Raw genomic sequence first — 15878 nt, forward strand, 5'->3', positions numbered from 1 at the left:
CTGTCCGCCGCCCAGGACCCGGGCGCAGCCCCGGGTCCTTTCCTTTCCGCTCTCCTGGAGGCTCGCATCACAACGTCAGAAGTCCTGTCGGCCAGAGGAATCGACCTCTTTTATGGGCAGTCGCACGCCGTCAGGGGCGCGGCCATTGCAATCAGCCAGGGCGAGGTCGTGGCCATCACGGGACAGAGCGGTTCGGGCAAGTCGTCCCTCCTGTATTGCCTGGCCGGAGTATTGCCCGTCGCAGGCGGCGAAGTCCGCTTCGAAGGACTCCAGCTGGGTGCACTCGACGACGACGAACTCAGCGCCCTGCGCCGTGACCGCTTCGGATTCGTCTTCCAGCACGGCGAGTTGCTGCCCGAACTGACTGTGGAGGAGAACACCGCTCTGCCGCTGAGACTAGCCGGGCAGCGCAAGGCCACGGCGCTCGCTGCCGCTGGGGAGTTACTGGGACGGCTTGGACTCGCCGAACTGCGGGAGCGGCGCCCCTCGCAAGTGTCGGGCGGTCAGAACCAGCGGGTTGCTGTAGCGCGCGCCCTCGTGCATCGGCCAACTGTGGTCTTCGCCGACGAGCCGACCGGATCACTCGACAGAGCCAACGCCGCCACCGTGCTGGAGGAATTCCTCGCCCTTGCGAGATCGCAAGGCACGGCGGTCGTCCTCGTTACCCACGACCAGAACGTCGCGGCCCGCGCGGACAGCCGGTACACGATGTCCGACGGGGTGCTCGCCAGAGAACAGGACGTGGCGTGAAGGAACTCCTTCTGGGGCTTCGCCTGTTGCTCGGCAGCGGGCGTGGCAACCGTGCGCGATTCGTGCTCATGGCAGTGGGTGGCTCGCTCGGTGTGTGCTGCCTGGCCATCGTGCTTGCCATTCCCGGAATCCTAGCGGCGCAGGACGGGCGCATCGCGGCCCGGCAGCCGGTCGTCCCGCTGGATCAGTCCGGCCAGAGGATCAACAGCGGCTTTCCGCTGAGTCTCAGCCGCACTGACCCGTATGGCTCGGCCCCTCTCACCCGGATTTTCGTCGCACGAGGGACGAAGTCAATCGCACCGCCGCCCGGTCTGAAGTCGCTCCCACGGGATGACCAGGTGTTCGTTTCTCCGCGTCTGCATCGCCTACTGCGAGACCAACCGGACTTGGCTCAGCGTTTTCCGGGCAATGAAGCAGGGCTGATCGGAGCCCAAGGGCTGGCTCGTCCGGATGAACTCGTCGCGTACGTGGGCATGAGCCGTGCCGAACTGTCCGGCGGGTATCCCGTGAAGCAATGGGGCAAGGACTACGCTCCGGATCCCACAGTGGAGCCCTCCACGCTCGATATCGTCCGCTTCACGATGGCCGGAGTCGTGCTGCTCCCCCTCGCAGTCTTCCTCTCCGTGTGCGCACGGCTCTCCGCCGCAGAACGGACACGCCGATTGGCTGCCCTCCGTCTGTTGGGGCTGAGCAGGAAGGGCACTCAACGTGTGAACGCCGCAGAGACGGTCGCGGCGGCTGGCGTGGGTGCTGTTCTGGGTCTTGCCGAGTACGACATCGTGAATCAACTTGTCTCGCGAATCGGCCTGCCGGGGTTCAAGTGGTACCCGGGTGATGGAGCCTTGTCTGTTACAACCCTTCTGGTGTGCCTCGTGGGCTGCCCAGCGCTCGCCTGGTTTGTAGGCCGTGCCAGCGCACGCAAGGCGGCAGCAAACCCGCTGGCTGTCCGGCGTGGCGCGGTGGAGAAGTCGCCGTCAAGGTGGGGATTCCTGCCGCTGACCGCAGGCATGGGCATTCTGACGGGGTACTGCATCGCCGGAGCCGCCGGGCATGCTCCCACGAGCACAGCACTGTCTTCGGTGCTCGTGCCATCAGCGGTCGTTCTGGTCGGCGTAGGGCTCGCGCTGTCGCTGCCCTCGCTGTCCAGGTTCCTGGCTCGACGGACGGCCCGCTCCACGCAGTCGCTCTCCTTCAGTCTTGCGATGCGCCGGAACGAAGCCGAGCCGGGTGGCGTGCTTCGGGTGGCGACGGGGCTCGTTCTGCTGGTCTTCGTGGCTTCTCTCGCGCAAGGGGTGCTCATTGAGTTGGAGCAGGTCACCAAGAGCAACTCTCCCGTTCAGGTCTACGACATCCTGCTTGAGGAGATCAATGCGTCTCAGCAGCACGCTCTCGAAGAGCTGCCAGGTCTGCAGGCACACCTCGTTGCTTTGCAGCCGAAAGCTGGTGGCAGTGCGTCGACGAAACCGGGCGTCGACGCAGTGGTGGCCACATGCGACCAGCTGCGCAAGGCGGTGCCGTCGGTTGAAGGGTGTGTAGACGGGCAGCCTCTGTGGCTGTGGGATTCCGCGCAGGTCCAGGCCAACATCCAGGCGGGTGACACTGTCCACTTCGCCGTTCGCGGCGGGCGGCACACCCGCGACCTGAAGCTCACAGTGCCGTATCAGAAGGTCCGGTTCCACAACCCCGTGGACGCCCAGGTGGTCGATAGCGGGTCGATCCTCCTGCCACCCTCCATGGTGCCCCAGCACACTCGCTCGGAGGATGCCACTCTCAGCCTGATCAGTGGCTCCGGCCCAGAAACCGTACGCCGTGTCCTCGACGCCATCGGTGGGGCAGCCCCCACCGCGCAGGTCGAGCCTCAAGGCCTTGCGGTCGAGGCACTCCAACAGATCACCATCGTAAAAACCCTCCTCGCCGTAGGCATGATCCTCGGCCTCATCATCGGCGTAGCCGCCTACCTCGTCGCCGTCACCGACCGGGCCGTGGAGCGGCGGCCGCAGGTTACTGCGTTGGCCTTGTTGGGGGCGCGGGCGCGGACGTTGCGGGCTGTGCAGGTGGTGCAGGTGGTGTTGCCGTTGGCTGTGGGGTTGGTGTTGGCCGTGGTGGTGGGGAAGATGGCCGAGTCGAGCTATCTGGTCACCGGGGGCGGGGCCGTCTTCTGGGACGGGGGCGGGGTTCCGTTGCTGCTCGCGTGTGCTCTCGGGGTGCTGGTCGTCGCCGCCGTGGGCGCGTTGCCGCTGGTGGGGCGGAGGATTGATCCCGAGTTGATCCGGCGAGACTGAGCGTACGGTGAGTGACGAGCAGTGGTGGAGAGGGGTCTGGGCATGGCCGGGTGGAATGTGAGTGACATCCCTGATCAGCGCGGCCGTACGGCCGTCGTCACCGGGGCCAACAGCGGGATCGGGTTCGTCACGGCACGTGAGCTGGCGCGGCGTGGGGCGCGGGTCGTGCTCGCCTGTCGCAGCGAGGCGCGGGGGAGCGAGGCGGGGGACCGGATCACCTCCGAAGTGCCCGGCGCGGACGTGGAGTTCGTACGGCTGGACCTCGGGGATCTCGACTCCGTGGCGGAGTTCGCGGCGATGTTCGACCTTGTGTACGGCGAGCGGCTTGATCTTCTCGTCAACAACGCCGGGGTCATGGCTCTGCCGTTCGCGCGTACGTCCGATGGGTTCGAGACTCAGTTCGGGGTCAATCACTTGGGACACTTCGCGCTCACCGGGCTGCTGCTTCCCGCGCTGCTCGCCACCCCGGGCGCCCGCGTCGTGACCGTGTCGAGCATGTTCCACGTGCTCGCCAACATCGACATCCACGACCTCGACAGCGAGCGCGGCGGGTATCGGCGCTGGGTCGCCTACGGGCGGTCCAAGAGCGCCAATCTTCTGTTCACCCACGAACTGGCGCGGCGGCTGGCCGGCGCCGGGTCCGATGTCGTCGCTGCCGCCGCTCACCCCGGGTACGCCTCCACCAACCTCCAGACCGCCGGGCCGAAGCTCGCGGGGCGCAAGGGCGCCGAGCGGGTCATGGAGATCGGGAACCGGCTCCTCGCGCAGAGCCCGGACGCCGGGGCCCTGCCCACGCTGTACGCCGCCACCGCGCCCGGTGTACGGCCCGACTCCTTCACCGGACCCTCGTTCGCGATGTGGCGCGGCGCGCCCGCGAGCTCCTGGCGGGCCGGGTGGACGCGCGACGACGCCGTCGGCGAGCGCCTCTGGAGCGCCTCCGAGCAGCTCACCGGCGTGACCTACGACGCTCTGAAGTGACCTGACTCGCCGGCTCCCCGGTCCGCGTCAGAGGGCGCCTCCGCTGTCCACCACCAGGTCCGTGCCCACGACCGACGCCGCGTCGTCCGACGCCAGGTAGAGGACGGCCGCCGCCACCTCCTCGGTCTTCGACACGCGGCCCAGAGGCAGTTCGTGACGTGCCCGCTCCACGCGCTCGGCCTCCGACTCGCGCGGCCGCAGTGACATCGTGGTGGCGGAGGCGCCGGGGCTGACGACGTTGATCCTGACTCCGTCGGCGATGTGGTCGAGGGCCGCGGCACGGGACAGCGCGGTGACGGCGGCCTTGGCGGCGGCGTAGGCGGCGACGCCCGGGCGGCGGGTGTGCAGGCCGATCGTGGAGGCGAGACTGACGATCGCGCCGCCGGACGGCTGCGTCCGCATCTGCCGGATCTCCGCCTGAAGGGCGAGGAACACGCCGGTGACGTTGATGTCCAGTTCGGCGTGCCAGTCGGCCTCCGGAAGGTCGGCCAGCGGTGTTCCGCCGTGGAAGACGGCCGCGTTGTTCACCGCCACGTCCAGGGAGCCGAAACGGTCGACGGCCGCCTCGACGAGGGCGCGCACCTCGTCCGAGCGTGACACGTCCGCGGTCACTGCCAGCGCCTTTCCGCCCTCGGCCTCGATCAGCGCGACCGTCTCGTCGAGCGATGCGGCTGTCCGGCCGGCGACGACCACCTGGGCGCCTTCCGCGGCGAACGCCAGGGCGGTGGTCCGGCCTATGCCGGATCCGGCGCCCGTGACGAGGGCCGTCTTTCCCGAGAAGCGTGAGCGTGTGGTCATTCCGGATCCCCTTATTTGACCGATCGGTTCAGTATGAAGGCGTGCGTGGGCCTTGGGATGTGGTCTTCAGTCGAGCAGCGTCAGCGCCTGTTCCGCCGCGTCCTGGACCCGGGCCGGGTCCGCGGACGCCTTGCCCACCACCCGTAGGCCCTGCATCAGGACCAGCAGCATGCGGGCGAGGGCGAGCGGATTGCGGTCGGCGGGCAGTTCGCCCTGGGCCTGCGCGCGGACCAGGGCCGAGTGCAGCAGGGTCTCGAGGTGGTCCCAGTTGTGCTCGACGCGGCGGGCCGCGGCCGTGTCGTGGGGTGCCAGTTCGGCGGCCGTGTTGGTGACGAAACAGCCGCTCAGGCGTCCTCCCTCGGTCGCCGCCTCGGTCGCGAAGCGGCGTACCACCGCTCGTACGGCGGGCAGTGCGGGACCCGGCTGGGAGAGCTCCCGCAGGAGCTGCGGATTACGCGCCTGCTGGTAGCGGTCCAGTGCCTTCAGGTACAGCTCGTGCTTGTTGCCGAAGGTCGCGTAGAGGCTGGCGCGGCCGACGCCGAGGTGCTCGACGAGGTCCGTCATGGATGTCGCCTCGTAGCCGCGCCGCCAGAACAGCTCCAGGGCCGACTGCAGCGCGGCGTCCGGGTCGAATTCCTTGGTCCTGACCATGGGATGACCGTAGGTCAATCGAGAATGATCGGTCAAGTAAGACCGGGGTGACCGGCGGGCGCGAGGAGATCCCGGTCACCCCGGCCGTCAGGAAATCCGGACCTCGTACGTCGTCACCCCTACCGTCTCGTCGTCCAGGCACCGGCCCGACTCCAGGTCGAACCGCTGCTTCAGCAGGGGCGAGGCCACGAACGGGCGGCCCTGGTGGGAGCCGATCAGACCGCGGGAGAGGACCGCCGCGCCGCTGAACGGATCGCGGTTGTCGATGGCGTACATCCGGCCCGCGCGGTCGAGGAAGACGGCCGCCTGGCCGCCGTCCGGGAGCAGGGCGGCGACTCCGCGGCCCGGCGTCAGCGCGGACAGGTCGCAGAGGGCCAGCCAGGAGTCCGTCAGGCGGAGTTGGACGGTGAGGGTGGTCGTTTCGGGTGCCAGGGTCATCGCTGGGCGCTTCCTTCCAGGGCTTCCGAGGGGCGGCGGCCGATGCTCAGCAGCGGCAGGTCCGGCTTGATCTGGTCGCGCTCGGGGACGAAGCCGACGACCGGGTCGGGGGTGTCCGGGGCGTTCACGAAGGACACGAACCGGGCCAGTTTCTCGGGGTCGTTGATGGTCTCGGCCCATTCGTCGCGGTAGGCGGCGACATGCGCGGCCATCAGCGACTCCAGTTCCTCGCAGATGCCGAGCGAGTCCTCCACGACCACCTCGCGTATGTGGTCCAGGCCGCCCGGAATCCGCTCCAGCCAGGTCGACGTGCGCTCCAGGCGGTCCGCCGTGCGGATGTAGAACATCAGGAACCGGTCGATCAGGCAGACGAGTTCGGCGTCGGAGAGGTCCTGTGCGAGCAGGTCCGCGTGGCGCGGGGTGGCGCCGCCGTTGCCGCCGACGTACAGGTTCCATCCGCCCGCGGTGGCGATCACGCCGAAGTCCTTGGACTGGGCCTCGGCGCACTCGCGGGCGCATCCGGAGACCGCCGACTTGAGCTTGTGCGGGGAGCGCAGGCCCCGGTAGCGCAGCTCCAGGTCGATCGCCATGCGGACGGAGTCCTGGACGCCGTAGCGGCACCAGGTCTGCCCGACGCAGGATTTGACCGTGCGCAGGGCCTTTCCGTACGCGTGCCCGGACTCGAAGCCCGCGTCCACCAGCCTCGCCCAGATGAGGGGGAGTTGCTCGACCCGCGCCCCGAACAGGTCGATGCGCTGGCCGCCCGTGATCTTCGTGTAGAGGCCGAAGTCCCGGGCCACCTCGCCGATCACGATCAGCTTCTCCGGGGTGATCTCGCCGCCGGGGACGCGCGGCACGATCGAATACGAGCCGTTCTTCTGGAGGTTGGCGAGGAAGTGGTCGTTGGTGTCCTGGAGGGCCGCCTGCTCGCCGTCCAGGACATAGCCGCTGGCGCCGATGGCCGGGGCGAGGGAGGCGATGATCGAGGCGACGGCCGGCTTGCAGACCTCGCAGCCCTCGCCGCCCCGGGCGCCCTCGCGGCCGTAGCGGTCCAGCAGGACCTGGAAAGAGGGGACGCGCAGCGCGAGGGCGATCTCGTACAGCTCCTCGCGGGTCTGGGAGAAGCAGCCGCACAGGCCGTGGTCGACCTCGACGCCGCTCGCCTCCAGCTCCTCGTTGACGAGCTGGCCGAGGACCTTGACACAACTCCCGCAGCCGGTACCGGCCTTGGTGCACTTCTTGACCTCGGGCACGGTGGTGCAGGAGTGCTCGGTGACCGCGCCGCGGATCGTGCCCTTGGTGACGTTGTGGCAGGAACAGATGACCGCGGAGTCGGGGAGCGCGGAGGGGCCGAGCGCGACCGGGGCGCCCGCGCCCGCCGGGAGCACCAGCTGCTCGGGGGCGATCGGCGGCACGGAGCCGGTGAAGGCCCGCAGGGTGCCGTACGCGTCCGCGTCGCCGACCAGGATGCCGCCGAGCAGTTCGCCGCCGCGGCCGATGACCAGCTTCTTGTACGTGCCCGAGCGCGAGTCGGAGTAGACGACGTCGAGGCAGTCGGAGGTGGCGCCGTGCGCGTCGCCGAAGGACGCGACGTCGACGCCGAGCAACTTCAGCTTCGTGGACAGGTCGGCGCCCGTGAAGCTGGCCTCGTCCGCGGCGATCGTCGCGGCGGCCGTCTCGGCCATCTCGTAGCCGGGCGCGACCAGGCCGTACACCCGGCCGTCCGAGGCGAGGGCGCACTCGCCGATCGCGAACACGTGCGGGTCCGACGTGCGGCACTGGTCGTCGACCGTGATGCCGCCGCGCTCGCCGACCGTGAGACCGGTGTCGCGGGCGAGCTGGTCGCGCGGACGGACGCCGGCCGAGAACACCACGAGATCCGTGGGGAGTTCGGAGCCGTCGGAGAGCTTCATCCCGGTCACGGCGCCGTCGTCGCCGGTGACGATCTCCTGGGTGCCCGTGCCCGTGTGCACGCTCAGGCCCATGTCCTGGATGGTGCGCAGGAGCGCCGCGCCGCCGCCCTCGTCGACCTGTACGGGCATCAGGCGCGGCGCGAACTCCACGATGTGCGTGGTCAGTCCGAGCCCCTTCAGCGCGCCCGCGGCCTCGAGTCCGAGCAGGCCGCCGCCGACCACCGCACCGGTCGTCGCCCGCGCCTTCGCGTACTCCTCGATGGCGAGCAGGTCCTCGATGGTGCGGTACACGAAGCAGCCCTCGGCGTCCTTACCGGGCACCGGCGGGACGAAGGGGTACGAGCCGGTGGCGAGGACCAGGGTGTCGTACGTGATGACCAGACCCGAGCGCGCGGTGACCTGCCTGGCCTCCCGGTCGATCGTCTCGGCCGGGTCGCCGAGGTGCAGTTCGATGCCGTGCGCGGTGATGAACTCGGTGTCGGTGAGGGAGAGTTCCTCCGCGGTGCGGCCCGAGAAGTACGAGGTGAGCTGGACGCGGTCGTACGCCGGGCGCGGCTCCTCGCACAGCACGACCACACGGTGCGTGGCGGTCAGGCCGCGTTCGGCGAGCGCTTCGAGGAAGCGCTGGCCGACCATGCCATGGCCGACGAGCACGATGGTGTGCGCGCTGCCGTCGGTGGCGTTCGCCGCCGTCGTCATCGTCGTGTCCGTGGACATTCAGGAGCCTCCGTCGTTGGTGAGCAGGTGGAGCAGCGGGGCGCTGTCCGCGGGGGAGCGGTGCGATTCCCTCCCGGGCCCTTCCGGTCTCTTCCGGTCTCTCCCGGGCCGGGGGCGAGGGTGAACCGGGTCAGGGAGCGGGCGCATTCGAGGTCATGCACCGCAGCCTGCGACGCCGGTGTTACCCGGTCGCATCACGGCTGTTTCCCGGGAGGAACGCTGCCCTCAGCGGGAGCGGCACCCGGTTGTGAGGGTTCGGTGGGGTCAACCGAACCCCCGGTCCTCGTGCGGGCACGATCGATCGCGGCGCCCCGGCACGGAAGCCTTGAGGCATCGGGATCCACCCGCTGACGAACAGGGGGACAGAAGCATGGCCATCTCCGAGAAGCCGCAGCAGAAGCCGCAGCAGAAGCCGCAGCAGAAGCCGGAGCAAAGGTCTCAGCAGAAGCAGAAGTCGCAGCCTCCGCCGCCCCGCGACGACTCCGCCGTACGGGCCTGGCTGTTCGTCCGCGAAGCGTTCACCGCGGGCACCTGGCGCCGGGTCGCGTACGCGCTGCTGGCGTTCCCCGTGGGGGTGCTCTGCGTCCCGCTGGCGCTGCTGGGCGCCCCGACGGGGCGGTGGCAGCGGGGGCTCGTCCGCCGTTTCCTGGGCCGGGAGCTGTCCGGGTCCTCGCGGGGACTGGCCCACGCCGCGGCCGCCGTACCCCTCAATCTCCTGGTGCTGGCCGTCACCGTCTACGGCTGGTCCCTGGTGCCGATGAACCTGGGCTGGCCGCTGCGCGCCGCCGGTTCCGACTACTCCGACGCGTGGGGCGGGCCGACCTTCGCGGGGGCCTGGGCGTTCCACGCGATCGTCGGCGGGTTCGGCTTCCTGCTGCTCATGCCGTGGCTCGGCCGGGCCCTGGCGGCCGTCCAGCTCCGCCTCGCCGCGGCGCTCCTCTCCTAGGTTGACTCCATGCACCCCCTCCGCAACCGCCTCCGCGCACCCGTGGCCTTCCCCTTCGGGCGGAAGGCCCTCGCGGCGCTTCTCTACGGGGTGATCGCCTTCCCGCTCGCCCTGGTCGGATTCGTCCTCACCTTCGTGGGGCTGTTGGTCGGGGGCGTGCTCTCCGTGACCACGCTGGGACTGTGGCTGGTCGCCGTGACCGTGCGCGGGGCGCTGGCGCTCGGCAGGCTCCAACGCGCCCTCGCGCGAGCCCTGCTGGGGCTGGAGATCGAGGAGCCGGAACGCCGCGAAGGTACCGGGATCCTGGGCTGGCGGCGGGCGCTGCTCGGTGACCGGAGCGGGTGGCGCGCCGTCGCCTGCGCGCTGGCCACCCCCTTCACCGCCGTCTTCGGGTACACCGCCGTCGTCATCGGTTACGTCTACGGCGTCCTGCTCACCCTCCACCCCCTCCTCAAGCGGTGGAACTACGACACCCGGCGGGCGAGCGACGGTACGACGCGCCGGGTGTCGCTGGAGTTCTTCGGATTCCAGGTCGACTCCTGGCCACGGTGGCTGATCCCGGCGGCCCTCGGGCTGCTGCTCCTCGCCACCGCGTCCTGGCTGCTGCGCCAGGCCCTCGTCCCGCACCGGGCGCTGCTCGGCGCGCTGCTCGGCCCCGACCCCGCCGAGCGCCGCATCCGCACCCTGGAGGAGACCCGCGCCCAGGCCGTGGACGACGCGGCGGCGACCCTGCGCCGGATCGAACGCGACCTGCACGACGGGACGCAGGCCCGGCTCGTCGGCCTCGCGATGCACCTCACGATGATCAGGGAGCTGATCGGCGCGGGGGCTTCCCCCGAACGGCTCCTCGCCGTCGTCGACACCGCGCGGGGCAACGCGACCCAGGCCATCGCCGACCTGCGCCATCTGGTGAAGGGCATCCACCCTCCCGTACTGGACCAGGGCCTGGACACCGCCCTGGCCACCCTTGCCGCCGACAGCGCCCTGCCCGTCGAGGTCGCCGCCGACATCACGGACCGCCCGAGCCCGGCCGTCGAGTCGATCGCGTACTTCTGCGCCGCCGAACTCCTTGCCAACGCCACCAAGCACAGCGGGGCGAGCGGTGCGGCGGTGAGCGTGAGTGCCCGGGACGGACTGCTGCGGCTGAGCGTGCGCGACGACGGACGCGGGGGAGCGGTGATCGGCGCGGGCTCGGGCCTGACCGGGCTGCTGGCCCGCGCCCGGACCGTCGACGGCACACTCACCTGCGAGAGCCCGCCGGGAGGCCCTACGGTGGTCACGGTCGAGCTGCCCTGCTGACCGAGCCGCCGTCCTGTCCGAGCCGCCCTCCTGACGATCACGGGGATCACATGCGCGTCGTCATCGCCGAGGACTCCGCCCTCCTGCGAGATGGGCTGGTCCAGCTGCTGCGGCTGCGGGACGTGGAGGTCGCGGCGGCCGTCGGGGACGCCGAGACGCTGCTCGCCGCCGTGGCCGAGCACCGTCCGGACGTGGCCGTCGTCGACATCAGGCTGCCGCCCACGCAGACCGACGAGGGTGTACGGGCGGCCGTACGGCTGCGTAGGGACCACCCCGGCACCGGGGTGCTGATCCTCTCGCAGTACGTGGAGACGACGTACGCCCGGCAGTTGCTCGCCGACCCGGCCGGGATCGGCTATCTGCTGAAGGAACGGGTCGTCGACATCGGCGAGTTCGTGGACGCCATGGAGCGGGTCGCCGCAGGCGGCACCGCCCTCGACCCCGAGGTCGTCGCGCAGCTCTTCGGCGCGAGCCGGCGCGCCACCGCCCTCGACAGGCTCACACCGCGCGAGCGCGAGGTGCTCGCCCTGATGGCCGAGGGCCGGACGAACCAGTCGATCGCCGGCGCCTTCACCGTCTCGGAACGCGCCGTCGAGAAACACATCGCCAACATCTTCACCAAGCTCGACCTGCCGCCGTCGGGCACCGGGCACCGACGGGTGCTGGCGGTCCTGCGCTACCTGGACTCGGTGACCGTCACATAAGGTCGCGATCATGCCCGACATATCGCTGACCGTCGTCGTTGTGCTCTGCCTCGCCTCCCTCGCGGCGGGCTGGATCGACGCCGTGGTGGGCGGTGGCGGGCTGCTTCTGCTCCCCGCGATGCTGCTCGGACTGCCGGGCGGTACACCGGCGGCGTACGCGCTCGGGACGAACAAGGCGGTCGCGATCGTCGGGACGACCGGTGCGGCGGTGACGTACGCGCGCAAGGCGCCGGTGGATGTGCGGCTGGCCGTGCGGATCGGGCTCGCGGCGCTGGCGGGCTCCACGGCCGGTGCCTTCGTGGCCGCCGGGCTGAGTACGGACGTGCTGAAGCCGGTGGTCATGGTGGTGCTGCTCGGCGTCGGGACCTTCGTCATGCTGCGGCCCGCCTTCGGTACGGCGCCCTCCACCGAGCCGGTGTCCGCGCGGCGCGTGCTGGCCGCGATCGGGCTCGCGGGCCTCGGGATCGGCTTCTACGACGGGCTCATCGGACCCGGCACGGGTACGTTCCTCGTCCTGGCGCTGACCGCGCTGCTCCACTTCGACCTGGTGACCGCCTCCGCCACCGCGAAGATCGTCAACTGCTGCACCAACGCGGGCGCCCTCGCGACCTTCGCCTGGAAGGGCACGGTGTACTGGCAACTGGCCGCGCTGATGGCCGTGTTCAACCTGGTGGGCGGCATGGTGGGGGCGCACACGGCGCTCAAGAAGGGCAGCGGGTTCGTCCGGGTGGTGCTGCTGACGGTGGTGTTCGCGCTGGTGGCGAATCTGGCGTACCAGCAGTGGATCGCGTAGGCGCCAGGCGCCACAGGTGCAGGTCAGCGGCTGCCGGTGAGGTGAGCGAAGACGACCACGTTCCCCTGGTACCCGGTGGCCTTCGAGTAGTCGCCGCCGCAGGTGATGACGCGCAGTTCGGGGCGGGACGCGGCGCCGTACACCTTCTCGTCCGGGAAGTCGCGGGCCGCGTAGACCTCGACGGCGTCGACGGTGAACAGCGCGGTGCCGCCGTCGCGGCGGGCCACCTCGATGGCGCTGCCCTTCTTGAGGGCGCCGAGGTTGTAGAAGACGGCGGGGCCGTTGGCGTTGTCGACGTGGCCCGCGACGATCGCGGTGCCTCGCTCGCCGGGGGTGGTGCCGGCCTGGTACCAGCCCGCGAGGTTCTTCTGCCCGGCGGGCGGGACGTCGAGGCTGCCCTGCGGGGTGAGGCCGAGACCCATCAGCGGGGCGTTCACGCCGATGGAGGGGATGCGGATGCGCTCGGGCGGGGAGTGGCGGAGCGCGGGAGCGCCCTGCCGGAGGGCGTCGCCGGTGCCGGCCTGGGCGGCGGAGGGCTGGGGCGGCGGGTGGACCTGGGTGCCGTTGTGGAGCAGCCAGGTCCCTGAGCAGAGGGCGACCACGGTGACGGAAGCTATCGCGGTGTTGCTGACCCGGCGCATATGAGCCTCCTCTCGGGGTCAGGGGTTGTGCGGTTGTGGTCGTGGTGGGTCCCCTTCCCCCTCCGGGCCGCGAGGGGCGTCGGGCCACGGAGGGGGAGGGGACGGCGGTACCGGCGGACGGACAGCGGAGGGTGTCCGTCAGATCCCGTCGCCTCTCGCCCGGCGATGCAGGAGCCAGGTACCGCCCGCGGCGGCGACGGCCAGGGCCGCCACTCCCGCCGCGGTCTGCACGGGGTCGGGGCCGAGTGCGCCGCCGACCCCCGTGTTCACATGCCCACGCGGCAGATGGATCTGTTCGCGTGTGGCGGTCAGGTTCACGATCAGGTCGCCGGTGACCTGCCGTCCGTGGGAGCACTTCGCGACGATCTCGTACGTCCCCGGCTGGGCGCTCGGCGGCACCTTGAACTGGCCGATCGCGTCCTGTTCGTGGGCGCTGGCGGCGAGTATGAAGATGCCCGCGCCGACCGCGCTGGCGTCACCCGTGGCGGTGCCGTCCGCCCCGCACGCCGCCGTGTTGACGGTGACGTCGGCCCCCGGGACGACGGAGGAGGGGAACACCTCCAGACTCTCCGTGGACCCGCCGTACGCGGGCGCGGTGGCGAGGCCCACCGCGGCGACGGCGAGCGCGGTACCGGTCAGCAGACGGGCTGTGCGTCGCATGGCTGTGCTCCTCCGAGGGGGCGCGGCCGGCGGCACCCCCAAGTGCCGCTGTGTCGGTCGTGCCCCTGCCCTTCCGAGGTAAGTGGCAGTCGGCCGGATTCGCTCCTTGACGGAGCGTCACACATGCGGGGAAAGAGTGCCGGACGAGGGTGTCCGATGGGCCGGAACGATGGCGTTCCAGCAGGTCACCGGCGTACGGCTGAGGTGTCGCGGCAAAGAACCCGAAGAGCGCGGGGCGGGGGTGCGAACGGGTGACGGGGCGGGCGGGAGGCGCAGTGACCTCAAGGATGGTTGAGGTGGCGGCCCGTGCGTCATGAAGGCGATCACGAGGGCCGTTTCGGTCCCGTCGTCGCCGACCGGTCGCCGTGGGCACCGCACCCGGCGTCCCGGACCGCGCCGACACGCCCACCCGGACGGCCCGGGGCGCCGCGAGCCGACCGCTGTGACTGCTGTGACCGCTGTGACCGCTCTGACGGCTTCGACGGCTTCGGCTGCTCCGGCCGGCCCCGGCACGTGCGAGTGCCGCACGTCCCTGGGCCGGCCGGTCGAGAAGCCCTGCCGGGCGCCCGACGTTCAGCTCACGGACACCGCGGACCAGGCCGCCGCCACCGCGTTGTACTCCGTGCTTGTGGCCCCGTACAGGTCCTTCGCCGCGCTCAGCGTCGCCGTCCGCGCGCCCGCGTAGTTGGTCGAGGACGTCATGTAGACCGTCAGCGCCCGGTACCAGATCGCGCCGAGCTTGTCCCGGCCGATGCCGGTGACCGTGGAGTTGTTGCAGGTGGGGGAGTTGTAGCTGACCCCGTTGATGGTCTTCGCGCCGCTGCCCTCGGCGAGCAGGTACGCGAAGTGGTTCGCGACGCCGGACGAGTAGTGGACGTCGAGATTGCCGACCGAGGAGCTCCAGCAGTCCGCGGAGTTGCCGTCCTTGGAGGGCTGGTCCATGAACCGCAGGGCCGCCTTGCCGAATCCGGAGCGGACGATCTTCTCGCCGATCAGGTAGTCCCCGGGGTCGGTGGAGTTGTTCGCGTAGAACTCCACCAGCGTGCCGAAGATGTCGGAGGTCGCCTCGTTCAGGCCGCCGGACTCGCCCGAGTAGGTCAGCGCCGCCGTCTTCGACGTGACACCGTGGGACATCTCGTGTCCGGCCACGTCGAGCCCGACCAGCGGCCCGAGCGTCGTCCCGTCACCGTCCCCGTACGTCATGCAGAAGCAACTGTCGTCCCAGAACGCGTTGTTGTAGTTGTTGCCGTAGTGCACGCGGTTGTATGAGCCCTTGCCGTCGCCCGCGATGCCGGTGCGGCCGTGGACGTATCTGTAGTAGTCCCAGGTCTCGTTCGTGCCGTACTGGGCGTCGACCGCGGCCGAGGAGCGGTCCGAAGCCGCCCCGGTTCCCCAGTGGTTGTCGGCGTCCGTGAAGAGGGTCGCCGGAGCGCGGCTGATGCAGATCCCGAAGATGCACAGGTCCGTCTTGTTCGCCGCGTCGCCCGTGTACGTGTTCCCGCGCGTCGGGTCCTTGAGCTGGTACGTCGATCCGGAGAGCGTGGTCTCCAGCGGGACCGTGCCGCTGTAGAGGGACCGGCCGTCACCCGTCGCCGTCTCGATGCTGTCCCACGCGTCGATCTGCCGGCCGCTGCGGGCGTCGGTCAGCACGGTGCGGGCGACCGGGTTGCCCAGCGAGTCCTGGCCCACCACGTTGGTGCGCCAGGCCAGCCGGGGTGCGCCGTGCAGGGCGTCCACGACGAGCTGGGGCCTGGCCGTCAGCTTCTTCAGCGTCTCGCCGAGGTGCGCGGCGCGCAGCGCGGCGGTGGCCAGGTCGGCGGCCTCGGGGGCGGCGAGCGCGGGCGTGGTGGTGGGGACGGAGAGGTCGCGGGAGGTGGCCCGGTTCGCGCCGCGGTAGGAGCCGTCGCGGGCGAGATGGACGACGAAGTCGCCGCCCAGGACCGGCAGTTTCCGGTACGTGCGGTCGTAGCGGACATGCTGGCCGCCGTCCGCGTCGACGATCACGTCACGGACGCTGGTGCCCTCGGCGGAGGTCAGGCCCAGCCGGGCGGCCTCCTTCACCAGGGCCGCGGCGGCGTTGTCGATCGCGGTGGCGCGGTCGGGCCGGCCGGCGGCGCCCGCGGTGGGGGTCAGCGCGGCCGCCAGCAGGGCGGTGGCGGCCGCGGCCACACCGGCCGCGGCCAGGCGGGAGCCTCGGGTGTGTGGTCGGGTACCTCGGGTCTGCCGTATCCGGATCCGACTCATCGGTCTCCTCGGGGAGGGGCGCTCAGACGCGTGGGGGCGCTGATGTCGAGTCAGAGTTAAAGGT

Annotated in this window: 14 protein-coding genes; 7 read left to right on the forward strand and 7 right to left on the reverse strand. The window is 70.8% G+C overall.

Translation table 11 applies throughout. The features are described from left to right. Nucleotides 1-99 precede the first annotated feature (99 nt). Genes ACZ69M_RS02140 through ACZ69M_RS02150 form a run of 3 tightly spaced genes read left to right on the forward strand, consistent with a single transcriptional unit; the run spans nucleotide 100 to nucleotide 4010 of the window. Nucleotides 100-750: an ABC transporter ATP-binding protein gene (locus ACZ69M_RS02140; RefSeq protein WP_470046358.1), complete on the forward strand. Its 651-nt coding sequence runs from the start codon at nucleotides 100-102 to the stop codon at nucleotides 748-750. Beyond that, on the forward strand, nucleotides 747-3032 hold the full coding sequence (locus ACZ69M_RS02145) for an ABC transporter permease (RefSeq protein WP_470046013.1): 2286 nt from the start codon (nucleotides 747-749) through the stop codon (nucleotides 3030-3032). Before ACZ69M_RS02140 ends, ACZ69M_RS02145 begins: the two co-directional genes overlap by 4 nt. A 42-nt stretch (nucleotides 3033-3074) precedes the next feature. Next, complete coding sequence (locus ACZ69M_RS02150; protein ID WP_470046014.1) at nucleotides 3075-4010, forward strand: oxidoreductase; 936 nt, start codon at nucleotides 3075-3077, stop codon at nucleotides 4008-4010. Nucleotides 4011-4037: 27 nt separating this feature from the next. On the opposite strand, the gene ACZ69M_RS02155 is transcribed toward ACZ69M_RS02150, so the two are convergent. The 4 genes from ACZ69M_RS02155 to nirB form a co-directional block, all read right to left on the reverse strand. After that, complete coding sequence (locus ACZ69M_RS02155) at nucleotides 4038-4808, reverse strand: SDR family NAD(P)-dependent oxidoreductase (protein WP_470046015.1); 771 nt, start codon at nucleotides 4806-4808, stop codon at nucleotides 4038-4040. A gap of 66 nt (nucleotides 4809-4874) precedes the next feature. Beyond that, nucleotides 4875-5459 (reverse strand): TetR/AcrR family transcriptional regulator, encoded by a 585-nt coding sequence (locus tag ACZ69M_RS02160; RefSeq protein WP_470046016.1) that lies wholly within the window; start codon nucleotides 5457-5459, stop codon nucleotides 4875-4877. An 87-nt stretch (nucleotides 5460-5546) separates the two neighbouring features. Then, the gene (nirD, locus tag ACZ69M_RS02165; RefSeq protein WP_470046017.1) at nucleotides 5547-5897 is read right to left on the reverse strand and encodes a nitrite reductase small subunit NirD; all 351 of its coding nucleotides are present in this window, start codon (nucleotides 5895-5897) and stop codon (nucleotides 5547-5549) included. After that, entirely contained in the window at nucleotides 5894-8527 is a 2634-nt protein-coding gene (nirB, locus tag ACZ69M_RS02170; protein WP_470046018.1) for a nitrite reductase large subunit NirB, read from the reverse strand. The genes nirD and nirB overlap by 4 nt, the downstream gene beginning before the upstream one ends. A gap of 370 nt (nucleotides 8528-8897) precedes the next feature. On the opposite strand from nirB, the gene ACZ69M_RS02175 reads away from it, so the two are divergent. The 4 genes from ACZ69M_RS02175 to ACZ69M_RS02190 are packed head-to-tail and all read left to right on the forward strand — an operon-like array spanning nucleotide 8898 to nucleotide 12269. After that, nucleotides 8898-9473, forward strand: a complete 576-nt coding sequence (locus tag ACZ69M_RS02175; protein ID WP_470046019.1) for a hypothetical protein — start codon at nucleotides 8898-8900, stop codon at nucleotides 9471-9473. Between the two features lie 9 nt (nucleotides 9474-9482). Continuing rightward, complete coding sequence (locus ACZ69M_RS02180) at nucleotides 9483-10772, forward strand: sensor histidine kinase (RefSeq protein WP_470046020.1); 1290 nt, start codon at nucleotides 9483-9485, stop codon at nucleotides 10770-10772. A 50-nt stretch (nucleotides 10773-10822) separates the two neighbouring features. Further along, nucleotides 10823-11476 carry a response regulator transcription factor gene (locus ACZ69M_RS02185; protein ID WP_470046021.1) on the forward strand — a complete coding sequence of 218 codons (654 nt, stop codon included), beginning with the start codon at nucleotides 10823-10825 and terminating at the stop codon, nucleotides 11474-11476. A 10-nt stretch (nucleotides 11477-11486) separates the two neighbouring features. Next, nucleotides 11487-12269, forward strand: a complete 783-nt coding sequence (locus ACZ69M_RS02190) for a sulfite exporter TauE/SafE family protein (RefSeq protein WP_470046022.1) — start codon at nucleotides 11487-11489, stop codon at nucleotides 12267-12269. A gap of 23 nt (nucleotides 12270-12292) precedes the next feature. On the opposite strand, the gene ACZ69M_RS02195 is transcribed toward ACZ69M_RS02190, so the two are convergent. The 3 genes from ACZ69M_RS02195 to ACZ69M_RS02205 all read right to left on the reverse strand — a co-directional run bounded on the left by ACZ69M_RS02195 (nucleotide 12293) and on the right by ACZ69M_RS02205 (nucleotide 15814). Further along, nucleotides 12293-12910: a class F sortase gene (locus tag ACZ69M_RS02195; protein WP_190168765.1), complete on the reverse strand. Its 618-nt coding sequence runs from the start codon at nucleotides 12908-12910 to the stop codon at nucleotides 12293-12295. Nucleotides 12911-13048: 138 nt separating this feature from the next. After that, nucleotides 13049-13570 (reverse strand): hypothetical protein, encoded by a 522-nt coding sequence (locus tag ACZ69M_RS02200; RefSeq protein ID WP_470046023.1) that lies wholly within the window; start codon nucleotides 13568-13570, stop codon nucleotides 13049-13051. Nucleotides 13571-14143: 573 nt separating this feature from the next. Continuing rightward, a complete protein-coding gene (locus tag ACZ69M_RS02205) occupies nucleotides 14144-15814 on the reverse strand; it encodes a M4 family metallopeptidase (protein WP_470046024.1) in 1671 nt (556 codons plus the stop codon). Nucleotides 15815-15878: the final 64 nt, after the last annotated feature.

Source organism: Streptomyces sp. NPDC107454 (assembly GCF_055582885.1).

Excerpts from the sequence above, each read along its gene's own strand:
- ACZ69M_RS02150 (WP_470046014.1), top strand. The coding sequence starts at position 3,075 with ATGGCCGGGTGGAATGTGAGTGACATCCCTGATCAGCGCGGCCGTACG.
- ACZ69M_RS02155 (WP_470046015.1), bottom strand. The coding sequence starts at position 4,808 with ATGACCACACGCTCACGCTTCTCGGGAAAGACGGCCCTCGTCACGGGC.
- ACZ69M_RS02160 (WP_470046016.1), bottom strand. The coding sequence starts at position 5,459 with ATGGTCAGGACCAAGGAATTCGACCCGGACGCCGCGCTGCAGTCGGCC.
- nirD (WP_470046017.1), bottom strand. The coding sequence starts at position 5,897 with ATGACCCTGGCACCCGAAACGACCACCCTCACCGTCCAACTCCGCCTG.
- nirB (WP_470046018.1), bottom strand. The coding sequence starts at position 8,527 with ATGTCCACGGACACGACGATGACGACGGCGGCGAACGCCACCGACGGC.
- ACZ69M_RS02175 (WP_470046019.1), top strand. The coding sequence starts at position 8,898 with ATGGCCATCTCCGAGAAGCCGCAGCAGAAGCCGCAGCAGAAGCCGCAG.
- ACZ69M_RS02180 (WP_470046020.1), top strand. The coding sequence starts at position 9,483 with ATGCACCCCCTCCGCAACCGCCTCCGCGCACCCGTGGCCTTCCCCTTC.
- ACZ69M_RS02185 (WP_470046021.1), top strand. The coding sequence starts at position 10,823 with ATGCGCGTCGTCATCGCCGAGGACTCCGCCCTCCTGCGAGATGGGCTG.
- ACZ69M_RS02190 (WP_470046022.1), top strand. The coding sequence starts at position 11,487 with ATGCCCGACATATCGCTGACCGTCGTCGTTGTGCTCTGCCTCGCCTCC.
- ACZ69M_RS02195 (WP_190168765.1), bottom strand. The coding sequence starts at position 12,910 with ATGCGCCGGGTCAGCAACACCGCGATAGCTTCCGTCACCGTGGTCGCC.
- ACZ69M_RS02200 (WP_470046023.1), bottom strand. The coding sequence starts at position 13,570 with ATGCGACGCACAGCCCGTCTGCTGACCGGTACCGCGCTCGCCGTCGCC.
- ACZ69M_RS02205 (WP_470046024.1), bottom strand. The coding sequence starts at position 15,814 with ATGAGTCGGATCCGGATACGGCAGACCCGAGGTACCCGACCACACACC.